The sequence below is a fragment of the Bacteroides thetaiotaomicron VPI-5482 genome (genome assembly GCF_000011065.1).
GTDB classification, from domain to species: Bacteria; Bacteroidota; Bacteroidia; order Bacteroidales; family Bacteroidaceae; genus Bacteroides; species Bacteroides thetaiotaomicron.
In genome coordinates, this window is record NC_004663.1 from 443829 (window position 1) to 466350 (window position 22522).

The following is a 22522-nucleotide window of genomic DNA, read 5'->3' on the forward strand; positions in this document are numbered from 1 at the left end:
GTATACTAAACTTTAAGGTTTAATTCTTTTTCTTTTTCATAATAGCCTGTATCTCATCGATTGTCAGTGCTTTGTTGTAGATAGCGATGTCGTCGAACATAAATCCGGGATCAGGGTCAGCCCATGTCCATGCCTGGTTTCCGCCCAATGAGATGTATTTCAAGTCTGCACCGTTGGTGAATATTCCGGAGATGGTATTGCCGTCACCGCTGCCCGATACTGTCCATGAGTTGGCGACTTCTCCGTCAATGTAGATTTTACAGGTGGTAGACGTGAGAACGGCTGTGTAAAGATGCCATTCATGATCCTTCAGCCAGTCTTCCTCACAAACGATTCCATCTGCTGCATATTCCGAGCAATAAACGGTGTTGACACCTTTCTCATTTTGTGCGGCGGTGAAGTCTGTCCATCCGTTACAGTTTATTTGGGCAAGTCCGCGGGATTGCAGGACAAACAATGGCCATATATTCTCTGATCCTGCCGACGGCTCGTTTCCGTATGCCGTGAATAGGGGAGAATAGCGATAATCGTCCGATGCTCCTGCATTCTTGGCATTCACCCATACACTAATACTCACTTCCTGAGATTCTACGGAGTGGGAAAGAGCATCCTGAGGCAACATCAGATAATTAGTGCCTTTAGAACCGGCTACATTCTGGAATATTTGTCCGAACCCTTTGTCTTCCACTGAAACTATTTTGCCCGAACCTACGATTTTTGCATCTCCGGTTCCTTCTTCAAAGGTATTGATGTAGACAGGAGTAGGCAGAGCCAAAGTCTTGTCTTCCATAATCTGTTTGATCTGTTCCGGAGACAATTCTTTGTTATAGACTGCGAAGTCGTCAAACATGAATCCCGGATCGGGATCGCCCCAGTCGAACGCCTGATTTCCGCCTAAAGTGATGTATTTGTAGTTGGCACCATAAATGAATGCACCTTCAATTGTATTATTATCTCCGGTACCTGCCACCTGCCATTCGTTCTTCAGTTCGCCATCCATATATACTTTGGCGGAAGTAGCGGTGAGAGTTACTGTATAGTAATGCCACCCGTGATCGGCTAACCAGTCAGTGGCGTCATGATATAGAGCATTGGTACCATTTACATTCTGTGCATCATCAAAGTTGCACCATCCGGCATTATTCAGTTGTAATGTTCCTCTTACATACAATGCAAACATAGGCCAGTTGTCTGTATTGGCAGTACCTGCTATGCCCGGTGCCTGCCCGTGAGCACTGAATAATGGTGACCACATATAAGTGGATGAGATTCCGGCATCCTTCGCATTCACCCACATACCGATAGACATTTCCTTCGTTTCGGCAGAATGTGACATTACATCTTCCGGAAGCAACAAGTAATTCTGACGCATTCCTCCGGGGATATTCTTGAATACGGTTCCGAAGGCGCTATTATCATCTGTAACAAAGCTGCCACCGCCAATGATCTGTAGTCCGGTAGTCGTTTCGAAAGTAGCTTTATAAACAGGATCGGGCACATGTATTCCGCTACCGATATTCGGTCCCTGAGCATCGCTGTCCGAGAAAGTATTTGTCCAGATCTTCAGATCATCATAATAGGCTTCGGCTGTTTCCGTATCCGAACCATAGCCTAAATATATATAGGTCGCAGATGACAATAAATCGATCATATTGGAATAATCGAAGTCACCTACGCTCACAGCCCTTGTCTTTCCGGAACTGATGCTGGCATGGTTGTTGGTATCGTATTTCTTGGTGCCATCGATATAAATGGCGTATCCTTTCTCTGTGAAAGTCAAGGCAACATAATGCCATGTCCCGTAAGGCATTGCGTTCGTTACACTGACTTCCGGATCATTTACGTCCAGATAGCCTCCTGTGCCGGTATAGCTCAAAAAAGCATTTGCAGTGAAATACAGTTTGTTTGTTCCGTCACTGAATGAGATCAGTGCGCCTGTATGGTCTGTTTTAGTAGATTTTACGAAGAAACTAAATGAGACTCCTGTCTGGATATCTGCACCGATAAGAGGGTTGGGAATGCGGAGGTATCCGCCGTTGGCGTGCATAACTCCACTTTCTCTTTCATCATCTTGTACGATTTCCGGAATCTCTTGATCTGCACTGTATGCAAAACCTTCCCCCGATATAGGTGTTTTGCCTTCGGTGGCAGTAGAGTTGAAATCTTCGTCAAATGTAAATTCAGCTATTAATTTAGCGGAGGTATCCGGCTTTGCTGGAAGTTTTTGATTTCCTGCCGGTGGATCGGCTTCTCCCCAATCCTGACAAGAACTCATGCTGAGAACGGTAAGAATTGCCATAAGTAGTAACGGCCATTTCCTTGTCTTCATAGATATTGATATTAATGGTTCAACAATAATTCTACTCGTTGTAGTGTCGCAAAAATACAACCGATGAGTATATTAAAGGTGGACAAATGAATTTTCGAGGTGGATAAACGGTTATATAAGTGTCTTTTTTACACTTTGAGTATAATCTTGGACGGATGTCTCTTAAAATGAGCTCATTTTAAGACGAAGGGCTGCTATCATTGTTTCATAATAGCAACCCTTATATCAGTTATTCTTCGTTATTCAGCAGTGCGCTTGGTGTCACATTGAAATGTTTCGTGAAGCATCTTGTAAAATATTTGGGATCATTGAATCCTACTTCGTAGGCAACTTCCGCTATATTCATATTCTTCGTTTCCCGATTCTTCAGAATCAATTCCCGTGCGATGTTCAGTCTGTAATTCCGGATGAACTGTCCGGCGGACTGACCGATTAAGTTTTGCAGTTTTTTGTTCAGCAGGCTTTTGCTTACTCCGACGGCTTCACAAAAATCGCTGACTTCAAAATAGGAGTTCTTGTAGTTCTCTTTGATAACTTCCATTACTTGATTGAGGAACTTCTTATCACCGGATTCTTCTTCCATATTAAGTACGTCCACGTCCATATCAAGCGTAAATTTACGTTGATATCGTTTCCGGTTCTCCAGAATATTCTGAATACGGGCCAATAATAATGTTTCATCAAAAGGTTTCAGCAGATATTCGTCCACTCCCATACGATAGCTTTCCAGTCGGGCTTCTTGTGAGGTTTTGGCGGTCAGCATCAGGAAAGGAATATGCGAAATGGCAAATGTCTCCTTTACCCTTCGGGACAGCTCGATTCCGTCCATGACGGGCATCATCAAATCACTGATAATAAAGTCTATTGGATTACTATTAAGTATATGTAATGCTTCTTCGCCATTGGCAGCTTCCAGTACATGATACTGTTCACGAAGAATAGACCGGATATATCCCCGCATATCAGCATTATCCTCCACAACCAGTATGCTTAAAGCCTCTTTCTCTTTTGGAGAGCCGGAATCCTGAACAGGAGTTGCGGACGAATCGTTGTGATCAATAATGATTGTCTTTTCGTCTTTCCTTTCATTTCGTTGCAAGGGGAGGAGGATGCGGAAAGAGCATCCCGCATGACGGTTATTGAATGCTTTGATCTCTCCGCCGTGCATTTGAACAATCCGTTTGCAGAGGTATAAACCGATGCCTGTTCCTGCTTGTCCGTATACCGGATATTTCACTTGATTCTGCGACTGGTAGAAGCGGTTGAAAATCCGATTGAGGTCTTCCTCAGGGATGCCCGAACCACTGTCCTTGACGCAAATATACAGAGTCTCTTTTTCACTGTCTTTGGCGAAAAGAGCAGATAGGTAGAGAGACACAGTTCCCCCGTTAGGAGTAAACTTGATAGCGTTACTCAACAGATTGGTGACCACCTTACGCATTGCTTCCTCATCGTACAAGATCTCCGGCATTTCCATCCGGTAATAGCGTTTGAGCACAATGTTCCGCTCTTGGGCGAATACTTCAAACGGAGTGATCAGTGAATCGATAAATTTCAGAAAATTTCCCCGAGTCTTCACAATCTCCAGTTTGCCGGACTCTACCTTCCGGAAATCCATCAACTGATTGACGAGAGACAATAGATATTTGGAATTGCGTTCCACGAAGTTCAATTGCTCAATGACTTGCGGATTGTAGCTTAATTTCAACGCACGTTCGATAGGACCGATAATGAGAGTAATCGGAGTGCGGAATTCATGGGTAATATTCGTAAAGAATGAAATCTTGTCAAGCGTCAATTCCTGCACTTTACGGGACATACGAATCAGTTGTGCCTTCTGCCTCGTGATTTTCTCATTCTGCTGAATCAGCATCTGGTTTTGGCGTGACAGCTCATCCGTTTGATTTTCTAACAGATGCTTTTGCTGTTCCAGTTCATGAGTACGTTCTTCTACCGTGCGGTGCAGATATTCTTTCTGCCGTTTCAGATTACGGATGCGCCATTGATAGAATTGCCATACACTGACAGATAACAATACGATGATGAATAGAATAAACCATACAGTCTTATAGAAATAAGGTACAATCGTAATCTTCAGTTCCGTTATGTTTTCTCCCTCGTTCTCACCATCAGGAGTGTATCTGACCTGTAGAGTATATGAACCGGGAGGTAAATTCGTATAACTGGCGAAACGACGGTTGCCCGGAACCTGTACCCATTTATCGTCAAAACCGACCAGACGATAACTGTATATGGCTGTATTGTTTGATTCAAAGTTGAGCGCTGCAAATTCGAGTGAGAAAGATTTCTCTTTTTCATGCAGTTTCAGTTCCGTCGTTATGGCAATATCTTCCGACAAGTATTCGCTGCCCGGCAATATTTCTTCATTACCTATCCGCAGGCGGGTGAAACGTACTTTGGCAGCTGGAAGAGACATCGCCGGACGATTACTTTCGATTGCAACCAATCCGCCTACACTGCCGAAATAGAGTAAGTCATGAGAAGAACCGCATGAGGCGTTCCAATAAAACTGTGTGTCAATCAGACCATCCTGTATGGTATAGTTAATGAAACGATTCTCTGCCTGATGATAACAGGAGAGTCCATTATTGGTACTGATCCATAAGTTACCGTTGTTATCTTCCAGTATTCCCCGAACACTATTGTTCGGTAGTCCTTGCGCTGTGCTATAAGAGATAAACTGTTCTTTTCCTTGAGCATCGATTTTTCGTTGATAAATGCCATATCCGTTACTGCCCAGCCATAAAGTACCGTCCTTACCTTGATAAAAGCAGGTTATTTTCTCAATCAGGCGGGAGGACGGATCGTCCAGTTTGTAGTTCAGGTGCCTGTACTGGAATTCTCCTTTAGAGGAACGGGAATGCAGATCGATGATATAAACCCCTTCCAGACAACCGACCCAAAGTTTACCCTCCTTATCAATAATGGAACCGATACAGCCATGAATATTTTCAGCAGCCTTATCCGGTAACGGAGCAGTTATTTCCTTTTTTACCGGATCATAAAAATAGAGTCCTTGATTGGCGCCTATCCATATACCTTCATTAATAGGGTCATAATTCAATACTCCGATAAAGTTAATCGGAAAGCCTCCGCCGGTCTGTGAGGAAATTACCTCCAGTATCTGTCGGGGAGCTTTCAGATCAAGCAGATTGAGACCTCCTCCCCATGTACCTATCCATAAGTGATTGTCGGTATCGGCAGTCAGGGCACTGACGGAGTTGTGACTCAGCCCTCCGTGTTCACGTGTATAATGGGTGAAATCTTCGCTGTTCCGTTCTTTTCTGTTCAGTCCGCCTTCTACTGTCCCTACCCATAAGGTTCCGTATACATCTTCATAAATTGCATTGACAGGATTATAGGATAAACTTGACGGATTTTCCTTGTCATGCCGGTAGCTCCGTATCGATAGTTGCCGTGGATTCAACAGATTGATACCTCCGGTTTCCGTACCGAACCAGATATGTTCTCCATCAGTCAATATGCAATTAATAAAGTTACTGTTCAGCAGATTGGTGCCGCCATTTGGAAGGTCACAGGCTATACGTTCAAAATTATCCGTCATCGGGTTATAGATATTAATACCACGTAGTGTCGCGACGATTAATTGTTTGTCATCGGTGATAGCTAAATTTGTCAGATAATTTTGCGACAGGGAATAGGGATTGCCGGAATCATGCTCATATCGTTTTATCACATTTCCAGTTTTATTATAGCGGAATAGTCCGCGGTCACTGGAGATCCAGACTTCATTCTCTTTGCTGAGGAAATCCGAAATATAAGTTCCCGCTTCGAACTTCAGGCAGTCGGCTATGGGAGTGGTTACCAGTCTCTTTTGCGGACTTAATGCCACTTTTCGTATTTCTCCATTGTTTCCCATCCATATTTTCCCATCCTCGTCAATGTCTTTCAGAGCAATGTCCGGACCATTCAGATAGACAGGGCTGAGTGTAGACAGGATTTGCACTTCCCCTTTGTCATTGAATTCGATACGGTGAAGGGCGTTGTCGCAATGAAGCCAGATACAGCCTTGCGTATCTTTCATGATACGGGTAGCCGGTAGTTCCAGTATCTTTGGAAGTATCCCTTTCGGGTCATGGGGGATAATCGGTTTTAAAGTAGATAAGTCAATAATATCCGTTCCCCCTTCGGAGACGATCCAAAGGCGTTGGAAGGCGTCTTCACAGACATTGCGTATAAAGTTGCTTTTTAGTTTGCATTGGTGATTATTGGGAGTGTAGTTTACAAACTCATAGCCATCATAACGGGAAAGCCCGCCTCCGGCAGTCGAAATCCACATAAACCCCCGGCTGTCTTTGTACAAATCGTCGATAAAATTATGTGGAAGCCCCTCGTTCATGGTCACATACGTAATATTATAGCGGTCGGCAAACCGTTCCTGTGCCCGAACCTGTCCGGCCAGTGAACAGATACTATATATTATAAGGTATATAAGTAGGTGTTTTTTCATATATGTACGTATTAATAAGGGCAAAGTTAGAAGAATCTCTTCAATCACAAAAATGGGAAGAGCTTCTTTTCAGCAGATTATCGGATTGTCCACCAATCGTGTTCGTATGTCCACCTTTCATAGGGGAAACGGGGCGTATTTTTGTAGCATAATTGATGAACGAATACACAGATATTATGAAAAACTTGTTTTTGCCAGTTCTTTTAGTAGCAGGCAGCTTCTTTGTAAGTTGCACTTCTTCCGTGTTTACTCCGACTCCTTCTGCTAATTCTTGGGATGATAATTATTTATCAGTAGCCAAAATGGAAGATTACCGTCAATGGGGAACATACAATGTACACGATCCGTCCTGCCGGAAGCTGGGCGACTATTATTATATGTATTCTACAGATGCGATTTTCGGTGAGAACCGGAAAGAAGCGAGAGAGAAAGGCGTGCCGTTGGGATTTATCCAGATGCGCCGTTCTAAGGATTTGGTACATTGGGAATTTCTGGGATGGGCATTTCCTGAAATACCGGAAGAAGCGGTTCAATGGGTACAGTCTCATGCAGGAGGGCAGGGGGCGACCAATATCTGGGCACCGTATATCATCCCTTATAAAGATAAATACCGCCTCTACTATTGCGTATCCGCATTCGGACGTAAAACATCCTATATAGGACTTGCCGAATCAACTTCTCCCGAAGGGCCATGGACGCAGAAAGGCTGTATCGTTAAAACAGATGATTCTACCGCGATGAATGCTATCGATCCGAGCGTCATAGCAGATGAAAATACTGGTAAATGGTGGATGCATTACGGCTCCTTCTTCGGTGGTCTGTATTGCGTCGAACTGAATCCTGAAACCGGATTAGCCTTAAACGAAGGCGATTTGGGGCACCTTGTAGCACGGCGTGCCAACTATCGGAAGGACAATCTCGAAGCACCGGAAATAATCTATCATCCGGAGCTGAAACAATATTATCTTTTCACTTCCTATGATCCGCTGATGACGACTTATAATGTACGTGTCAGCCGTTCGGATGCTGCCGAAGGTCCGTTTACGGACTACTTTGGCAAGGCTGTGAAAGATACGACCAACAACTTCCCGATACTGACTGCACCATATCGTTTTGAGAACCATACCGGATGGGCGGGTACAGCGCATTGTGCCGTCTTTTCTGACGGTGAAGGAAACTATTTTATGGCACATCAGGGACGTCTGTCACCGCAAAATCAGTTAATGGTGTTACATATACGGCAGTTGTTCTTCACTCCCGAAGGCTGGCCGGTCGCTTCTCCCGAGAGATATGCAGGGACTGCTTCGCGTCAATTCAGCAAAGAAGATCTGGTCGGTGAATGGGAAATCATACGAGTGCAGGAACCGGCATACGAACGTCAGCTGGAAGCCGGACAGATCTTATGGGGAGAGGGAGAACTGAAAGAGAAGGAATGGAACTTGTCCACCCGAGTGACTTTGGTAAAAGACGGCACGTGCAAAGGGCAGATGACCGATAACGAATGGAATATAGTTCAAATGAATGGAAAATGGTCCTTTTTGACCGAAAAACATCTATTAATGGTAGATTTGAACTCGGAGAAGATTGAGAATCTGGTTATCTTTGCAGGACACGATTGGGAGAACGAAACCGAAACAATTCTCTTTACCGGACTCGATAGCCGGGGACGTTCTGTCTGGGGAAAAAGAATCAAATAACTATATATAATTTTTATTGAAAACCATGAGAAGATACACAGAATTACTGGCTGCATTAGCCTTATCTACCGGCATGGCGCTTCATGCGCAAACCAATGAAATGGTGATCCAGACTAAGAAGTTGGGTGCTGAAATCCAGCCGACAATGTACGGACTCTTTTTTGAAGACATCAATTATGCTGCCGATGGCGGACTTTATGCCGAACTGGTAAAGAACCGTTCATTCGAATTCCCTCAGCGTCTGATGGGATGGAAGACTTATGGAAAGGTGACTTTGCAGGATGACGGTCCTTTTGAACGCAATCCGCATTATGTGCGTCTTGATAATCCGGGACATGCCCACAAGCATACCGGACTGGATAATGAAGGCTTCTTCGGCATCGGGGTTAAGCAAGGTGAAGAATACCGCTTCTCTGTGTGGGCACGTCTGCCGCACGGAGGTACAGGTGAAAAGATACGTGTGGAACTTGTAGATACCAAATCTATGGGCGAACATCAGGCTTTTGCCTCTCAGACACTGACCATTGATTCCAAAGACTGGAAGAAGTATCAGGTAATCTTAAAAGCGGGTGTTACCAATCCCAAAGCAACGCTTCGTATTTTCCTTGCTTCCCAGGGTACGGTAGACTTGGAGCATATTTCCCTTTTCCCTGTCGATACTTGGAAGGGACATGAGAACGGTCTTCGCAAAGACCTTGCGCAGGCTTTGGCGGATATTCATCCGGGAGTCTTCCGTTTCCCCGGTGGTTGCATCGTTGAAGGTACGGATCTCGAAACCCGTTATGACTGGAAGAAATCCGTGGGGCCGGTAGAAAACCGTCCATTGAACGAAAATCGTTGGCAATATACCTTTACCCATCGTTTCTATCCGGATTATTATCAAAGCTACGGACTGGGATTCTATGAATATTTCCTTCTTTCTGAAGAAATGGGAGCGGCACCGCTTCCGATCCTGAACTGCGGACTTGCCTGTCAGTATCAGAACAATGAAGAAAAAGCTCACGTAGCAGTTTGCGACCTGGACAGCTATATTCAGGATGCACTCGATCTGATCGAATTTGCCAATGGAGACGTGAACACGACTTGGGGGAAAGTACGTGCCGATATGGGACATCCGGCACCTTTCAATTTGAAATATCTGGGCATCGGTAATGAACAGTGGGGAAAAGAGTATCCCGAACGTCTCGAACCGTTTATCAAGGCTCTTCGCAAGGCGCATCCGGAAATCATGATTGTAGGCAGTTCCGGCCCGAACTCCGAAGGAAAAGAATTCGATTACCTGTGGCCTGAGATGAAACGTCTGAAAGCTGATCTGGTAGACGAACACTTCTACCGTCCCGAAAGCTGGTTCCTCAGTCAGGGAGCACGCTATGATAACTATGACCGCAAAGGACCGAAAGTATTTGCCGGCGAATATGCTTGTCACGGAAAAGGAAAGAAATGGAACCACTTCCATGCTGCCTTGCTCGAAGCAGCCTTCATGACCGGATTGGAACGTAATGCCGATATCGTACATATGGCTACTTATGCGCCGCTTTTCGCTCATGTGGAGGGATGGCAATGGCGTCCGGACATGATTTGGTTTGATAATCTTAACTCGGTGCGTACCGTAAGTTATTATGTGCAGCAGCTGTACGCACAGAACAAAGGAACGAATGTACTTCCTCTCACTATGAACAAGAAACCGGTAACAGGGGCGGAAGGACAAAACGGACTTTTTGCCAGTGCAGTCTATGATAAGGATAAGAACGAACTGATTGTCAAAGTAGCTAATACTTCCGATAAGACACAGCCTGTATCCTTGACTTTCGAAGGTCTGAAAAAGCAGGATGTATTGTCCGAAGGACGTTGCATCACTCTTAGCTCACTCGATCAGGACAAAGATAATACGCTTGAACAACCGTTTGCCATCACTCCGCAGGAGACACCGGTAACGATCAATGGTCATGCGTTAACCACCGAACTCGGACCGAACACGTTTGCAGTTTATAAATTCACGAAAAAATAAAATGAATAGCGTTAAACTAGTTATGATTTCATGTGCATTGGCAGCCTTTTCCGGGCTGTCTGCGCAGAATGACACTACTTTTGTAGCCGATGGCAATCCCATCATAAAATATAAATATACAGCCGATCCGGGTGCTATGGTGCATGACGGTAAGGTGTACATTTATGCCGGACATGATGAATGTCCTCCTCCCAGAGAACATTACCAGTTGAATGAATGGTGTGTATTCTCGTCTCCCGATATGAAGACATGGACGGAGCATCCTGTACCTTTGAAAGCCAAAGATTTTAGTTGGGCAAAAGGGGAAGCATGGGCTAGTCAGGTGATAGAACGTGACGGGAAGTTCTATTGGTATGTGACAGTAGAACACGGCACTATTCACGGAAAATCTATCGGCGTAGCCGTATCTGATTCGCCTGTCGGTCCTTTTGTGGATGCCCGTGGTTCCGCACTGATCACCAATGATATGACGACCGAATTTACCAAGATCTCTTGGGAAGATATCGATCCGACTGTTTTTATTGACGACGACGGACAGGCATATCTTTATTGGGGGAATACCCAATGCTACTATGTCAAACTGAAAAAGAATATGATCGAGCTGGATGGTCCTATCGTACCGGTTCATCTGCCCCGATATACGGAAGCTCCGTGGATACATAAGTGTGGAGACTGGTATTACCTTTCATATGCTTCTGAATTTCCGGAAAAGATATGCTACGCCATGAGCCGTAGCATTACCGGACCTTGGGAATACAAAGGCATCCTTAATGAGATAGCCGGCAATTCCAATACCAATCATCAGGCTATTATCGAGTTCAAGGGCGACTGGTATTTCATTTATCATAATGGAAGCATCAATACAGCCGGAGGCAGTTTCCGCCGTTCCGTCTGCATCGATCGTTTGTATTATAACGAGGACGGTACCATGAAACGCATTCAGATGACAACGGAAGGCGTACAATAAACAGGAAATTATAGGGTTAGGTTAGATAATAGGTTTTTAGATTTTTGTTAATTGAAAAGTAAGGGCGTCCTTCCATTCCGGAAAGACGCCCTGCTTATTTAATTCTGATGAATAATAACTTATTCTACTTTGCGTGAACCGTCACCGATTACTACATCATATACTTTCGGGCTTCTGCCGAATTTAGCTTTGAAAGCTTCTTTTGTCTTTTCAACGAAGTTGTCATACAGTTCGTTCTTGACAAGGTTGATAGTACAACCACCGAAGCCGCCACCCATTACGCGTGAACCGGTTACACCATATTCTTTAGCGCAATCGTTCAGGAAGTCAAGTTCTTCGCAGCTCACTTCGTACAATTTGCTCATACCGTGGTGAGTTTCGTACATCTTCTGACCTACTGTTTCGTAATCGTCTTTTTCCAGCGCATCGCAAACATCAAGTACGCGTTGGATTTCTTCGATTACATATTCGGCACGCATATAATCTTCAGCGTTGATATCAGCTTTCGCTTCTTCCAGCATATCCATTGTACAGTCACGCAGGAATTCTACATGCGGATGTTTTTTCTGGATAGCAGCAACAGCAGCCTCACAGCTCTGACGACGCTTGTTGTAAGCAGAAGAAGCCAGTTCGTGTTTCACTACTGAATCCATCAATACCAGACGATAACCTTCCGGATGGAATGGGAAATATTGATATTCCAGTGAACGGCAGTCCAGACGGATCAAGCTGCCAGCTTTACCGAATACAGAAGCGAACTGGTCCATGATACCGCAGTTTACACCGCAGTAGTTGTGTTCAGTAGCCTGACCTACTTTAGCCAATTCAAATTTGTCGATTTTACCTTCACCGAACAGTTCATTCAATGCGAAAGCATATGTACTTTCCAGAGCAGCAGAAGAAGACATACCTGCACCCAGAGGCACATCGCCGGAGAAAGCGGTATTGAATCCTTTCACGTCTACGCCACGTTTGATCATTTCACGGCATACACCGAAAATGTATCTTGCCCAGCTTGCACGGGGAGCATCCTCTTCGTTCAGACCAAATTCTACATAATCTTTCAGGTCGATAGAATAAGCTCTTACTTTGTCAGTGCCGTTCGGTTTGATTTCAGCAAGCATACCTTTGTCTACAGCTCCGGGGAATACGAATCCACCGTTGTAGTCAGTATGTTCGCCAATCAGGTTGATACGACCCGGAGAGGCATATATAAATCCTGTAGTTCCATCAAAATGCTTAATGAAGCGACTTCTTACGTGTTCTATATCCATGATAAATCAATTTTATAAGGTGAATAAATTAAATTCAGATTTTTTATTCTACTGGAATGTCTTTATTTACGTTCTTGCAACCTACCAGACCGTAGTACAGCAAGTAAGCCAGAGCAGCGATAATTACCCAATAGCTAGCCATGAAACCGGCTACGTCAGCTACCCATCCTTGAATTACAGGCAGGATACCTCCACCGCATACCAGTACCATAAACAGACCGGAAGCAGCAGCCAGATATTTACCCAGTCCTTCTACAGCAAGGTTGAAGATACCACCCCACATGATAGAAGTACAGAGACCAACTAATACCAAATACATAGCGTTAATGGGCACTTCTGCAAAACCGAATGACAAACCGCCAGTTGCGCTTTGTTGTAGTACAGGCAGATTCACCAATGTTCCTGTAGAAGAGAAGATAGCAAGGAATACTAAAATCAATCCCAGAGCGGATGTAAATGTAAGCATCGCTTTACTGGAAACTTTTGCACCGAGTGAAGCACCGGCCAGACGACCGATCAACATCAGGAACCAGTAAGTTCCTACTACGAAACCGGAGATTGTAGAAGCGATACCGGCACCGCCTTTTTCTACAGGGTCAGTAAGGAACAGGTTCAGAGTACCCGGTACACCTACTTCAATACCTACATATACAAAGATAGCGATAGCGCCCAATACAAAGTGACGGAACTTCAAAGCACCTTTCATCAGTGTGCTGATTGGTTCAGTTGTAGCAGCAGCGTTCGGTTCCGGAATGCGTACAAACAGGAGTACGAAGAATGCGAAAGCGAATACAGCCATTGCGGTGTACATTACAGGGAAAATCTGAGAGATAGTAGCTTTTTCGATAGATCCGGCGATCAGGATACCAACGAACATCGGAGTGATGGTAGCCATTACAGAGTTGAAAGAGCCGCCCACCTGGATAAGCTGGTTACCTTTGTTACCTTCACCACCCAGTTTGTTCAACATCGGGTTTACTACAGTGTTAAGCAAACACATAGAGAAACCTGCTACGAATGCACCAATCAAATAAACGGCAAAAGCCATCTCAGGGCTTGAATGACCGGACAGGAACTGGATACCTACGCCGATAAAACCGATAGCTACTGCGATAAGTGCTGTTTTCTTATATCCCACACGTTGCAACAAGATACCGCTGGGGATACCCATTACTGCATAAGCTATAAAGTTACCGAAGTTTCCCAGCATACCCAAAGCATTGGATACGTCGAATTGGTTCTTCAGCACAATACCCATAGGAGCTGCGAGGTTAGTAACGAATGAAATCATACCGAAAAGGAAAATCATCGTGATAATGGCAATGATTTTTCCATTCTTTTTTTCTTGTGTCATGGTTCTATTAAAAATGTTAGTTTATAAAATTAGGTTAGTTATTTTTTATCTTTTATTTTTCCACACCGAATTTGTAGATAGTCACCTGCTGGTATTCATCGCCCGGCAATAAAGTAGCCGAGGGGAAATGAGGTTTGTTCGGAGTGTCGGGGAAACATTGTGCCTCGAAGCAGATAGCGCTTCTTGCAGGGAATGTAGCACCGTGAGCACCTTCGAAACCATTCAGCCAGTTACCGGTGTAAAGTTGTACACCTGCTTCAGTTGTGTATACTTCCATGGTACGACCGCTATTCGGTTCGAAACAAGTAGCTGCCAAATCCAGTGAACCTGTTTCAATCTTGTTCAGTACGTAGCAGTGGTCGTATCCGGCACCGTTAATCAGTTGTTGGAATTTATCGTTGATACGTTCGCCTACGGTATGCGGAGTGGTGAAGTCCATTGGAGTACCTTCTACTTTGGCAACTTCTCCGGTTGGGATAGAAACTTCATCGATAGGCGTGTAGAAATTAGCGTTGATAGTAACAATATTGTTTTCGATAGTAGGAGTAGGATTGCTGATACCAGCCAGATTGAAGAAACCGTGATTGGTCAGGTTGACTACAGTAGCTTTGTCAGTTGTGGCACGATATTCGATTACCAGTGCATTTTCTTCTTCTTCCAGGCGATAAACCATTTCAACCTCCAGATTGCCGGGGAAACCTTCTTCGCCGTCGGCTGAAACATAATTGAACTGGATTATATTTTCAGCCAGTTGGTCGGCATCCCAAACGCGGGCGTGAAAACCGGTAGGTCCTCCGTGCAGGGAGTTGGGTCCGTTGTTGATGGTGAGCTCGTGCTCTTCTCCGTACAATGTGAATTTTCCTTTGGCGATGCGGTTGCCATAGCGTCCGATAGTAGTGCTGAGGAAGGGTTCCGGGCTGTTGACAACGTGGTCTATGCTGTCGTGTCCGAGGACAACGTTTGCATATTTTCCATCTTTATCCGGTACCATGATAGCGAGAATGGCGCATCCGTAATTAGTTACGGCGACTTCCATTCCCTTTTTATTTTTGAGGATAAATAAATCAGTTTCTTTATTATTTATCTCCTTTTGGAAATCTTTCCGGCTGAGCCCTGATAGATTCCCTTCCGTTGGGAATGTGTTATTCATGTCTGGTATTCTTAAAATTTTCTTGCAAATAAAGGTAAATTCTTTGTTACTCACAAATTATTCCGGCTAAATATGGTGGGTAGTTTAGGAAAGTTTAGCGTTCTCACTTAGGTTTCTGTATTTTTCATCCTTCTTTTCTTTTAAAGTGAACAATTTTTCGTATGTTTGTTCCCGGATTATTATAATCCGGGAGAATTTAATCTAAGTTTATTAACAAGAAAAACAAAAATGTATCCATTAAAATTCGAACCTATTCTGAAGCAGACGCTTTGGGGGGGCGACAAAATTATTCCGTTCAAGCATTTGAATTCAGACTTGAAAGGAGTAGGAGAAAGCTGGGAGATTTCCGGCGTAGAGGACAATGAATCTGTTGTGGCTAATGGCCCGGACAAAGGTTTAACTCTGGCTGATATGGTGAGAAAGTATCGCGAGGAACTGGTTGGCGAAGCGAATTATGCTCGTTTTGGCAATAAATTCCCACTGCTTATCAAATTCATCGATGCAAAGCAGGATTTATCCATTCAGGTGCATCCGGCAGATGATTTGGCAAAGAAAAGGCACAACTCAATGGGTAAAACCGAAATGTGGTATGTAGTGGATGCTGATAAAGGAGCGAAACTGCGTTCTGGATTTTCCGAGCAAATCACCCCGAAAGAATATAAAGAGCGCGTGCTGAACAATACGATCACTGACGTATTGCAGGAGTATGAGATCAAGCCGGGAGATGTATTCTTCCTTCCTGCCGGACGTGTGCACAGTATTGGCGCCGGTGCGTTTATTGCCGAAATCCAGCAGACTTCGGATATTACTTATCGTATCTATGACTTCAACCGTAAGGATGCAAACGGAAAGACTCGTGAATTGCATACTGACCTGGCGCGTGAAGCCATCAATTACGAAGTGTTGGATGATTATCGTACCAAATACGAAGCGGTGAAAGATGAGCCGGTAGAACTTGTAGCTTGTCCGTACTTCACTACTTCCGTGTATGATATGACCGAAGAAATCAGCTGTGATTATTCAGAACTCGATTCATTCGTGATCTTCATTTGTATGGAAGGTGCATGCAAGATAAAAGACAATGAAGGTAATGAACTGAAAGTAGGTGCCGGAGAATCTATTCTGCTTCCTGCTACAACACAGGATGTAACAATTACTCCGGAAGCTGGAAACGTAAAATTGCTGGAAACATACGTGTAAATAATAGACAATATTATTGATAAAAGTATAGACCGGGCAGGCGAGAAAAACTTTCTCGCCTGCTTTGCGTTGTAGAAAGAAAGGTGTATCTTTGTGCATGCCCGATTATATTCCTAATTGGGTACATGAATAAATAATCAGAGAAAGTATGAATAGCAAGATTTATCCGATTGGTGTACAAAACTTCGAGAGTCTCCGTAAGGATGATTATTTTTATATTGATAAAACGGCATTGGTTTATCAATTAGCAAGAACAGGGAGATATTATTTTCTAAGTCGCCCTCGTCGCTTTGGAAAAAGTTTGCTTATATCTACGCTGGAAGCTTACTTTCAGGGGAAGAAAGAACTTTTCGAAGGTCTGGCTATCGAGACCCTTGAAAAGGATTGGATAAAGCATCCGATATTGCATCTGGACCTCAATATCGAAAAATATGATGTACCCGAGAGTCTTGATAACATACTCGAAAAGTCATTGGTAGCATGGGAGAAACTATATGGAGCCGAACCCTCCGAGCGTTCGTTTTCCCTGCGTTTTGCGGGTATTATACAGCGTGCCTGCGAGAAGACAGGACAGCGCGTTGTCATCTTGGTGGACGAGTATGACAAACCCATGTTGCAAGCCATTGGTGACGATGAATTGCAAAAGTACTACCGTAATACATTGAAGCCATTTTATGGTGCATTGAAAAGCAAAGATGGCTACATCAAATTCGCTATGCTGACAGGTGTCACTAAGTTCGGTAAAGTAAGTATTTTCAGTGACTTGAATAATCTGAAAGATATATCAATGGATGAACGGTTTATTGAAATTTGCGGCATTACGGAGAAAGAAATCCACGATAATCTGGAAAAAGAACTTCATGAACTGGCTCGGAATCAGAAAATGAGTTATGATGAAGTTTGCAAGGAATTGAAAGCATGTTATGATGGCTACCATTTTGTAGAAGACTCTGTCGGTATTTACAATCCCTTCAGTTTGCTTAATACATTTGACCAAATGAAGTTTGGTGATTACTGGTTTGAAACAGGTACACCGACCTATTTGGTTGAACTTTTAAAAAGTAGTCATTACGATCTCCGGCGTGTTGTAAATGTGGAAACAGATTCCGATGTTTTGAATAGTATTGATTCCACTTCAAAAAATCCTATTCCGGTGATTTATCAAAGTGGATATCTTACGATAAAAGGTTATGACCGTCGTTTTAAAATTTATCGTTTAGGTTTTCCCAATCGTGAAGTAGAGGAAGGATTTATGAAATATTTGCTTCCATTTTATGCAAATGTAGATCAGATAGATTCACCGTTTCAGATCACTAAATTTATTCATGAAGTCGAACAAGGCGATTGTGATGCTTTCTTTCATCGCCTGCAAAGCTTCTTTGCCGATACTCCCTATGAGTTGGCCCGTGATTTGGAGTTGCATTATCAGAATGTACTATTCATTGTCTTCAAGTTGATTGGCTTCTACGTTAAGGTAGAATATCATACAAGTGAAGGGCGTATCGATCTTGTCTTACAGACTGACAAATTCATATATGTGATGGAATTTAAGTTGGATGGTACTGCTGAAGAAGCTATCAAACAGATTAATGAAAAGCATTATGCACTTCCTTTTGAGGCAGACGGACGCCGACTTTTCAAGATAGGTGTCAATTTTAGCTCAGAAACACGCAATATTGAGAAGTGGATAGTGGAGTAGCATCAATTCTATCCCCATTCAGTTTTATATAATTTTTTTGGAAAGGTTTTAAACTTCTGTTGCTAAATCATTTTTTTCGTCTTATCATTGTATAAATTTACTAGTGATATATATGAATAAAAATGGATTTAGCCGTTGTGCGGAGTCGTACATCGGTCGTTTACGAAAAGAGGGGCGTCATTCTACGGCCCATGTTTATACGAATGCTCTTTTTTCTTTTACCAAGTTTTGTGGCACTACCCATGTTGCTTTCCGGCAAGTCACCCGTGAACGCTTGCGCTGTTACGGGCAGTATCTTTATAGTTCCGGTCTGAAGCCGAATACGGTATCAACGTATATGCGTATGCTTCGTAGCATCATAATAGAGGAGTGGAGTCGGGCAGAGCTCCGTATGTGCATCGTCTGTTTCATGATGTTTATACGGGAGTGGATATTTGCCAGAAGAAAGCGTTGCCTGTCGGAGAACTTAATCGCCTCCTCTATGAAGATCCCAAATCGGAACGTTTGCGTCGTACGCAGGCTATCGCTGCCTTGATGTTTCAATTCTGCGGAATGTCTTTCGCTGACCTTGCTCATTTGGAGAAATCTTCGCTGGAACGGAATATCATCCGGTATAATCGTATCAAGACGAAAACTCCGATGAGTGTGGAAGTACTGGATACTGCACAGGATATAATCAGCCGGCTTCGCAACTGTCAGCCTTCTCATCCGGATTGTCCCGACTATCTGTTCAGTATCCTTCTTGGCGACAAGAAGAGAGAAGATGAAAGTGCATACCGGGAATATCAGTCCGCTCTCCGCAGGTTCAATAATCGTCTGAAGAGACTTGCAAAGGCTCTTCGGCTGACTTCTCCCGTCACTTCCTATACTATCCGTCATTCCTGGGCTACTACCGCTAAGTATCGTGGTGTTCCTATTGAGATGATCAGTGAGTCGCTGGGGCATAAGTCTATTAAGACTACTCAGATTTATCTGAAAGGTTTTGGTCTGCAGGAACGTACAGAAGTGAATCGAATGAATTTATCTTACGTGAAGAACTGTCGGATAGGACGGGTGTAAAATATTTAATAAGTTGATAGTCAGTATGGATCTGTTTCTGTTACTTCTTAGGTAACGGAAGTAAATTTGATGCAAAGATAGACAAAAACACAAATAAGAAACAAATTAAAGCCCACTTTTTTTAGTTTTATCTAAAATATAGGGTAAAAACATCTTTAGACATGAAAAATACTTATTTTCATGCCCCACTCCTTATATACCTAATTTCCATTGGTATATACCCTTCTACTTAGGGTGTAACTCTCTTGACAACATATTTGCTGCTGCTTTTCAACCTTTTTTCATTGTTCGTTTATGCTTTATACACTTCCGTTACCTAAGAAGTAACGGAAACATATGGGGTAAAAAAACATGATTCTAACAAAAGAGAAATCAGCCATCCTCGGGACCAAAAATGGGACAGGGGAGGGCGTAGCGTGCTTAAAACGCTGGTATGTGGCACATGTTCGCATACATCACGAAAAAAAAGTAGCCGAATATTTGGGGAAAATGGGAATTGAGACTTTTGTTCCTGTCCAGCAAGAAATCCATCAATGGAGTGATCGCCGTAAATTAGTTGAAACAGTTCTTCTTCCGATGATGGTGTTTGTTCATGCCGATCCGAAGGAACGGATGGCTGCTTTAACTCTTGCCACGGTAAGCCGTTACATGGTGTTGCGTGGTGAGGGAAAGCCTGCTGTGATTCCTGATGATCAGATGGCGAGTTTTCGTTTTATGCTCGATTATTCGGAAGAGGCAATCTGTATGAATTATTCTCCATTAGCTCGTGGAAAGAAAGTTCGTGTTATCAAAGGTCCTTTGACGGGACTGGTTGGAGAACTAGTTGCGTTAGATGGCAAAAGTAAGATTGCTGTCCGGCTGGATATGTTGGGCTGCGCTTGTGTCGATATGCCTATCGGATATGTAGAGCAAATTGGCGAAAGAAACTAAGAGGTGATGGGGACCTTCAATAATAGCATACAGGAGAAAATAGAAAAACTACAAAAAACAGTTGATACATTGCTTCATATGGGTGAGAATATGGACTGTATATGTGTCGACGATCTTTCACTACTTAATAAAGAGATCCATGAACAGATCAATGATCTGTATCCTTATCACGGTAAGACTGCTGAGCAGGAAGCTGCTTTGTGTCTGTCTCTTCTGATGGGATATAGTGTGTCTATGTATGCCAATTCAGAGGATGAGGCAAAGAAGAAGACTGTTCTGAGGCGTTCGCAAATGATTCTGAAAAACCAATTGCCTTCACCATTGAAAATTCAGTTACACACAATCTACGATAAACTATTGTCATAGTAAATCTACTTTTTTTGAAAAAAGACTTTATAATTTATTGGGGTATTTAAATTATGAAACACGCATTTGACCGTTTTGTTCAATATTTGCAGAAAAACTATTTTAGTTATTGGATTGTATTAGGAATTGATACATTCATAGCTTTGATTTGTACCTGGGTGTCATTTATCGGCATTCATTATATAACGGAGACTTCTAAAGAAATCACTTCTCTCTTTCATATTTTGGCGATTTCTGTGATTTCCAGTATCTTAGGTTCCTTTTTATTCCATACCTACCGTAATACGATCCGCTTTTCCCAGTTGAAGGAATTATGGAGACTTGCCGGAAGTGCGCTGATAAAAGCTGTCTGTATCGCAATGGCTATCTGGCTTTTCTTGCCTCAGACGGGACTGCATAATAGTCAGAAAATAGTCTTTGTACTGTTTGATGGTATGCTTACTTTTATTGCCATGGTAGGCTTCCGTATTCAGCTGATTCTGGTTTATGAACTCCTGCTGAATATGCTGAATAAGAAGAATATGCATATTCTGATCTATGGTATTGATGATAAGAGTGTGGCATTGAAAGTCCGGCTAATGAACAGCTCCCACTATAAAGTGGTAGGCTTCTGTATCTACGGAACGGGCGACTCCATCCGACGCGTGGCTGATCTTCCCGTTTATTCATTTAAGGATGAAGAGTGCTTTAACAAGCTTATTCATAAGAAGTGTATCGGCGGCATCCTGTTTGCCCGTTACGAGAATACCCGTGAAGAGGAAGACCGCCTGCTTCAGTATTGTAAAAGGAGTGGATTGAAAACGTTGATTGCTCCGAGTATCAGTGAGGCTGACGAAAACGGCAGTTTCCACCAATGGGTACGCCCTATCAAAATTGAAGACTTGCTGGGTCGCTCAGAAATTCATATCAATATGGAGGAGGTGATGACTGAGTTCTGTGGCAAGGTTGTGCTGGTGACAGGAGCTGCCGGTAGTATTGGCAGCGAGCTTTGCCGGCAACTGGCTCAGATGAACATCAAGAAGCTGATCATGTTTGATTCCGCCGAGTCACCTTTGCATAATGTCCGCCTGGAATTTGAGAAGAATTATCCCGATCTTGATTTTGTTCCTGTCATTGGAGACGTCCGCGTGAAAGAACGTCTCCGTATGGTCTTCGAAACTTATCAGCCTCAGATCATCTTTCATGCCGCTGCTTATAAGCATGTTCCGTTAATGGAAGAGAATCCCTGTGAAGCTGTGCTGGTCAACGTTGTCGGCTCTCGCCAGGTTGCCGATATGGCAGTTGAATACGGAGCTGAGAAGATGATCATGGTTTCTACCGATAAGGCGGTGAATCCGACCAATGTCATGGGATGCTCGAAACGCTTGGCCGAAATCTATGTACAGAGTCTGGGATGTGCTATCCGTGAGGGAAAAGTAAAAGGCCATACCAAATTTATCACTACCCGCTTTGGTAACGTCTTGGGTAGTAACGGTTCTGTAATTCCCCGTTTTAAGGAACAGATTGAGAATGGCGGTCCTGTCACAGTGACTCACCCCGATATCATTCGTTTCTTTATGACTATCCCCGAAGCTTGTCGTCTGGTAATGGAGGCTGCCACTATGGGTGAAGGCAATGAGATTTTTGTCTTTGAGATGGGAAAGGCTGTGAAGATTGTTGATCTGGCCACCCGTATGATCGAATTGGCCGGTTATCGTCCGGGTGAGGATATTGAGATAGAGTTTACGGGACTTCGTCCGGGTGAGAAGCTTTATGAAGAAGTCCTGAGTGATAAAGAGAACACAATCCCTACTGAGAATAAGAAGATAATGATAGCGAAGGTACGTCATTATGAATATACAGATATCCTTGATACTTATACAGAATTTGAGAAGCTATCTCGTTCTGTGCAGATCATGGACACAGTGAAACTAATGAAGAGAGTGGTACCAGAGTTTAAATCAAAGAACTCACCGAGATTTGAGGTCTTGGATAGATAACTAGAATAATTCTGAACA

The 22522-nt window shown here is 43.4% G+C and carries 13 protein-coding genes and 1 pseudogene; 9 read left to right on the forward strand and 5 right to left on the reverse strand.

Annotated features, from left to right (window positions below; all coding sequences use genetic code 11):
* Positions 1-19 precede the first annotated feature (19 nt).
* Both BT_RS01780 and BT_RS01785 read right to left on the reverse strand, forming a co-directional pair.
* Positions 20-2329 (reverse strand): LamG domain-containing protein, encoded by a 2310-nt coding sequence (locus tag BT_RS01780; RefSeq protein ID WP_225011977.1) that lies wholly within the window; start codon positions 2327-2329, stop codon positions 20-22.
* Between the two features lie 229 nt (positions 2330-2558).
* The gene (locus BT_RS01785) at positions 2559-6821 is read right to left on the reverse strand and encodes a hybrid sensor histidine kinase/response regulator transcription factor (RefSeq protein WP_011107220.1); all 4263 of its coding nucleotides are present in this window, start codon (positions 6819-6821) and stop codon (positions 2559-2561) included.
* 155 nt (positions 6822-6976) lie between these two features.
* Between BT_RS01785 and BT_RS01790 the strand changes: the two genes are divergently transcribed.
* The 3 genes from BT_RS01790 to BT_RS01800 are packed head-to-tail and all read left to right on the forward strand — an operon-like array spanning position 6977 to position 11493.
* A complete protein-coding gene (locus BT_RS01790) occupies positions 6977-8518 on the forward strand; it encodes an arabinan endo-1,5-alpha-L-arabinosidase (RefSeq protein WP_011107221.1) in 1542 nt (513 codons plus the stop codon).
* 25 nt (positions 8519-8543) lie between these two features.
* Positions 8544-10526 (forward strand): alpha-L-arabinofuranosidase C-terminal domain-containing protein, encoded by a 1983-nt coding sequence (locus tag BT_RS01795; protein ID WP_011107222.1) that lies wholly within the window; start codon positions 8544-8546, stop codon positions 10524-10526.
* 22 nt (positions 10527-10548) lie between these two features.
* Positions 10549-11493 carry a glycoside hydrolase family 43 protein gene (locus tag BT_RS01800; protein WP_172461659.1) on the forward strand — a complete coding sequence of 315 codons (945 nt, stop codon included), beginning with the start codon at positions 10549-10551 and terminating at the stop codon, positions 11491-11493.
* 119 nt (positions 11494-11612) lie between these two features.
* On the opposite strand, the gene galK is transcribed toward BT_RS01800, so the two are convergent.
* From galK to BT_RS01815, 3 genes are read right to left on the reverse strand one after another with little or no spacing between them, the layout of a single operon-like run.
* On the reverse strand, positions 11613-12767 hold the full coding sequence (gene galK / locus BT_RS01805) for a galactokinase (RefSeq protein WP_011107224.1): 1155 nt from the start codon (positions 12765-12767) through the stop codon (positions 11613-11615).
* Positions 12768-12810: 43 nt separating this feature from the next.
* The gene (locus tag BT_RS01810; RefSeq protein WP_008760657.1) at positions 12811-14121 is read right to left on the reverse strand and encodes a sugar MFS transporter; all 1311 of its coding nucleotides are present in this window, start codon (positions 14119-14121) and stop codon (positions 12811-12813) included.
* Between the two features lie 52 nt (positions 14122-14173).
* A complete protein-coding gene (locus BT_RS01815; protein ID WP_008766110.1) occupies positions 14174-15271 on the reverse strand; it encodes an aldose epimerase family protein in 1098 nt (365 codons plus the stop codon).
* A gap of 228 nt (positions 15272-15499) precedes the next feature.
* Here BT_RS01815 and BT_RS01820 point away from each other — a divergent pair, with 228 nt between their 5' ends.
* The 6 genes and pseudogenes from BT_RS01820 to BT_RS01845 all read left to right on the forward strand — a co-directional run bounded on the left by BT_RS01820 (position 15500) and on the right by BT_RS01845 (position 22504).
* Positions 15500-16471 (forward strand): type I phosphomannose isomerase catalytic subunit, encoded by a 972-nt coding sequence (locus tag BT_RS01820; RefSeq protein WP_008760658.1) that lies wholly within the window; start codon positions 15500-15502, stop codon positions 16469-16471.
* A gap of 148 nt (positions 16472-16619) precedes the next feature.
* The gene (locus BT_RS01825) at positions 16620-18170 is read left to right on the forward strand and encodes an ATP-binding protein (protein WP_008766109.1); all 1551 of its coding nucleotides are present in this window, start codon (positions 16620-16622) and stop codon (positions 18168-18170) included.
* Positions 18171-18282: 112 nt separating this feature from the next.
* Positions 18283-19229, forward strand: a pseudogene (locus tag BT_RS01830) (tyrosine-type DNA invertase cluster 3b).
* A 351-nt stretch (positions 19230-19580) separates the two neighbouring features.
* A complete protein-coding gene (locus BT_RS01835; protein ID WP_011107226.1) occupies positions 19581-20159 on the forward strand; it encodes a UpxY family transcription antiterminator in 579 nt (192 codons plus the stop codon).
* 6 nt (positions 20160-20165) lie between these two features.
* Positions 20166-20525 carry a UpxZ family transcription anti-terminator antagonist gene (locus BT_RS01840; RefSeq protein ID WP_011107227.1) on the forward strand — a complete coding sequence of 120 codons (360 nt, stop codon included), beginning with the start codon at positions 20166-20168 and terminating at the stop codon, positions 20523-20525.
* 53 nt (positions 20526-20578) lie between these two features.
* Positions 20579-22504 (forward strand): polysaccharide biosynthesis protein, encoded by a 1926-nt coding sequence (locus tag BT_RS01845; protein WP_011107228.1) that lies wholly within the window; start codon positions 20579-20581, stop codon positions 22502-22504.
* The last annotated feature ends 18 nt before the right edge of the window (positions 22505-22522 follow it).

Coding starts and splice junctions, on each gene's coding strand:
- BT_RS01780 (WP_225011977.1), bottom strand. CDS start 2,329: ATGAAGACAAGGAAATGGCCGTTACTACTTATGGCAATTCTTACCGTT.
- BT_RS01785 (WP_011107220.1), bottom strand. CDS start 6,821: ATGAAAAAACACCTACTTATATACCTTATAATATATAGTATCTGTTCA.
- BT_RS01790 (WP_011107221.1), top strand. CDS start 6,977: ATGAACGAATACACAGATATTATGAAAAACTTGTTTTTGCCAGTTCTT.
- BT_RS01795 (WP_011107222.1), top strand. CDS start 8,544: ATGAGAAGATACACAGAATTACTGGCTGCATTAGCCTTATCTACCGGC.
- BT_RS01800 (WP_172461659.1), top strand. CDS start 10,549: ATGATTTCATGTGCATTGGCAGCCTTTTCCGGGCTGTCTGCGCAGAAT.
- galK (WP_011107224.1), bottom strand. CDS start 12,767: ATGGATATAGAACACGTAAGAAGTCGCTTCATTAAGCATTTTGATGGA.
- BT_RS01810 (WP_008760657.1), bottom strand. CDS start 14,121: ATGACACAAGAAAAAAAGAATGGAAAAATCATTGCCATTATCACGATG.
- BT_RS01815 (WP_008766110.1), bottom strand. CDS start 15,271: ATGAATAACACATTCCCAACGGAAGGGAATCTATCAGGGCTCAGCCGG.
- BT_RS01820 (WP_008760658.1), top strand. CDS start 15,500: ATGTATCCATTAAAATTCGAACCTATTCTGAAGCAGACGCTTTGGGGG.
- BT_RS01825 (WP_008766109.1), top strand. CDS start 16,620: ATGAATAGCAAGATTTATCCGATTGGTGTACAAAACTTCGAGAGTCTC.
- BT_RS01835 (WP_011107226.1), top strand. CDS start 19,581: ATGATTCTAACAAAAGAGAAATCAGCCATCCTCGGGACCAAAAATGGG.
- BT_RS01840 (WP_011107227.1), top strand. CDS start 20,166: ATGGGGACCTTCAATAATAGCATACAGGAGAAAATAGAAAAACTACAA.
- BT_RS01845 (WP_011107228.1), top strand. CDS start 20,579: ATGAAACACGCATTTGACCGTTTTGTTCAATATTTGCAGAAAAACTAT.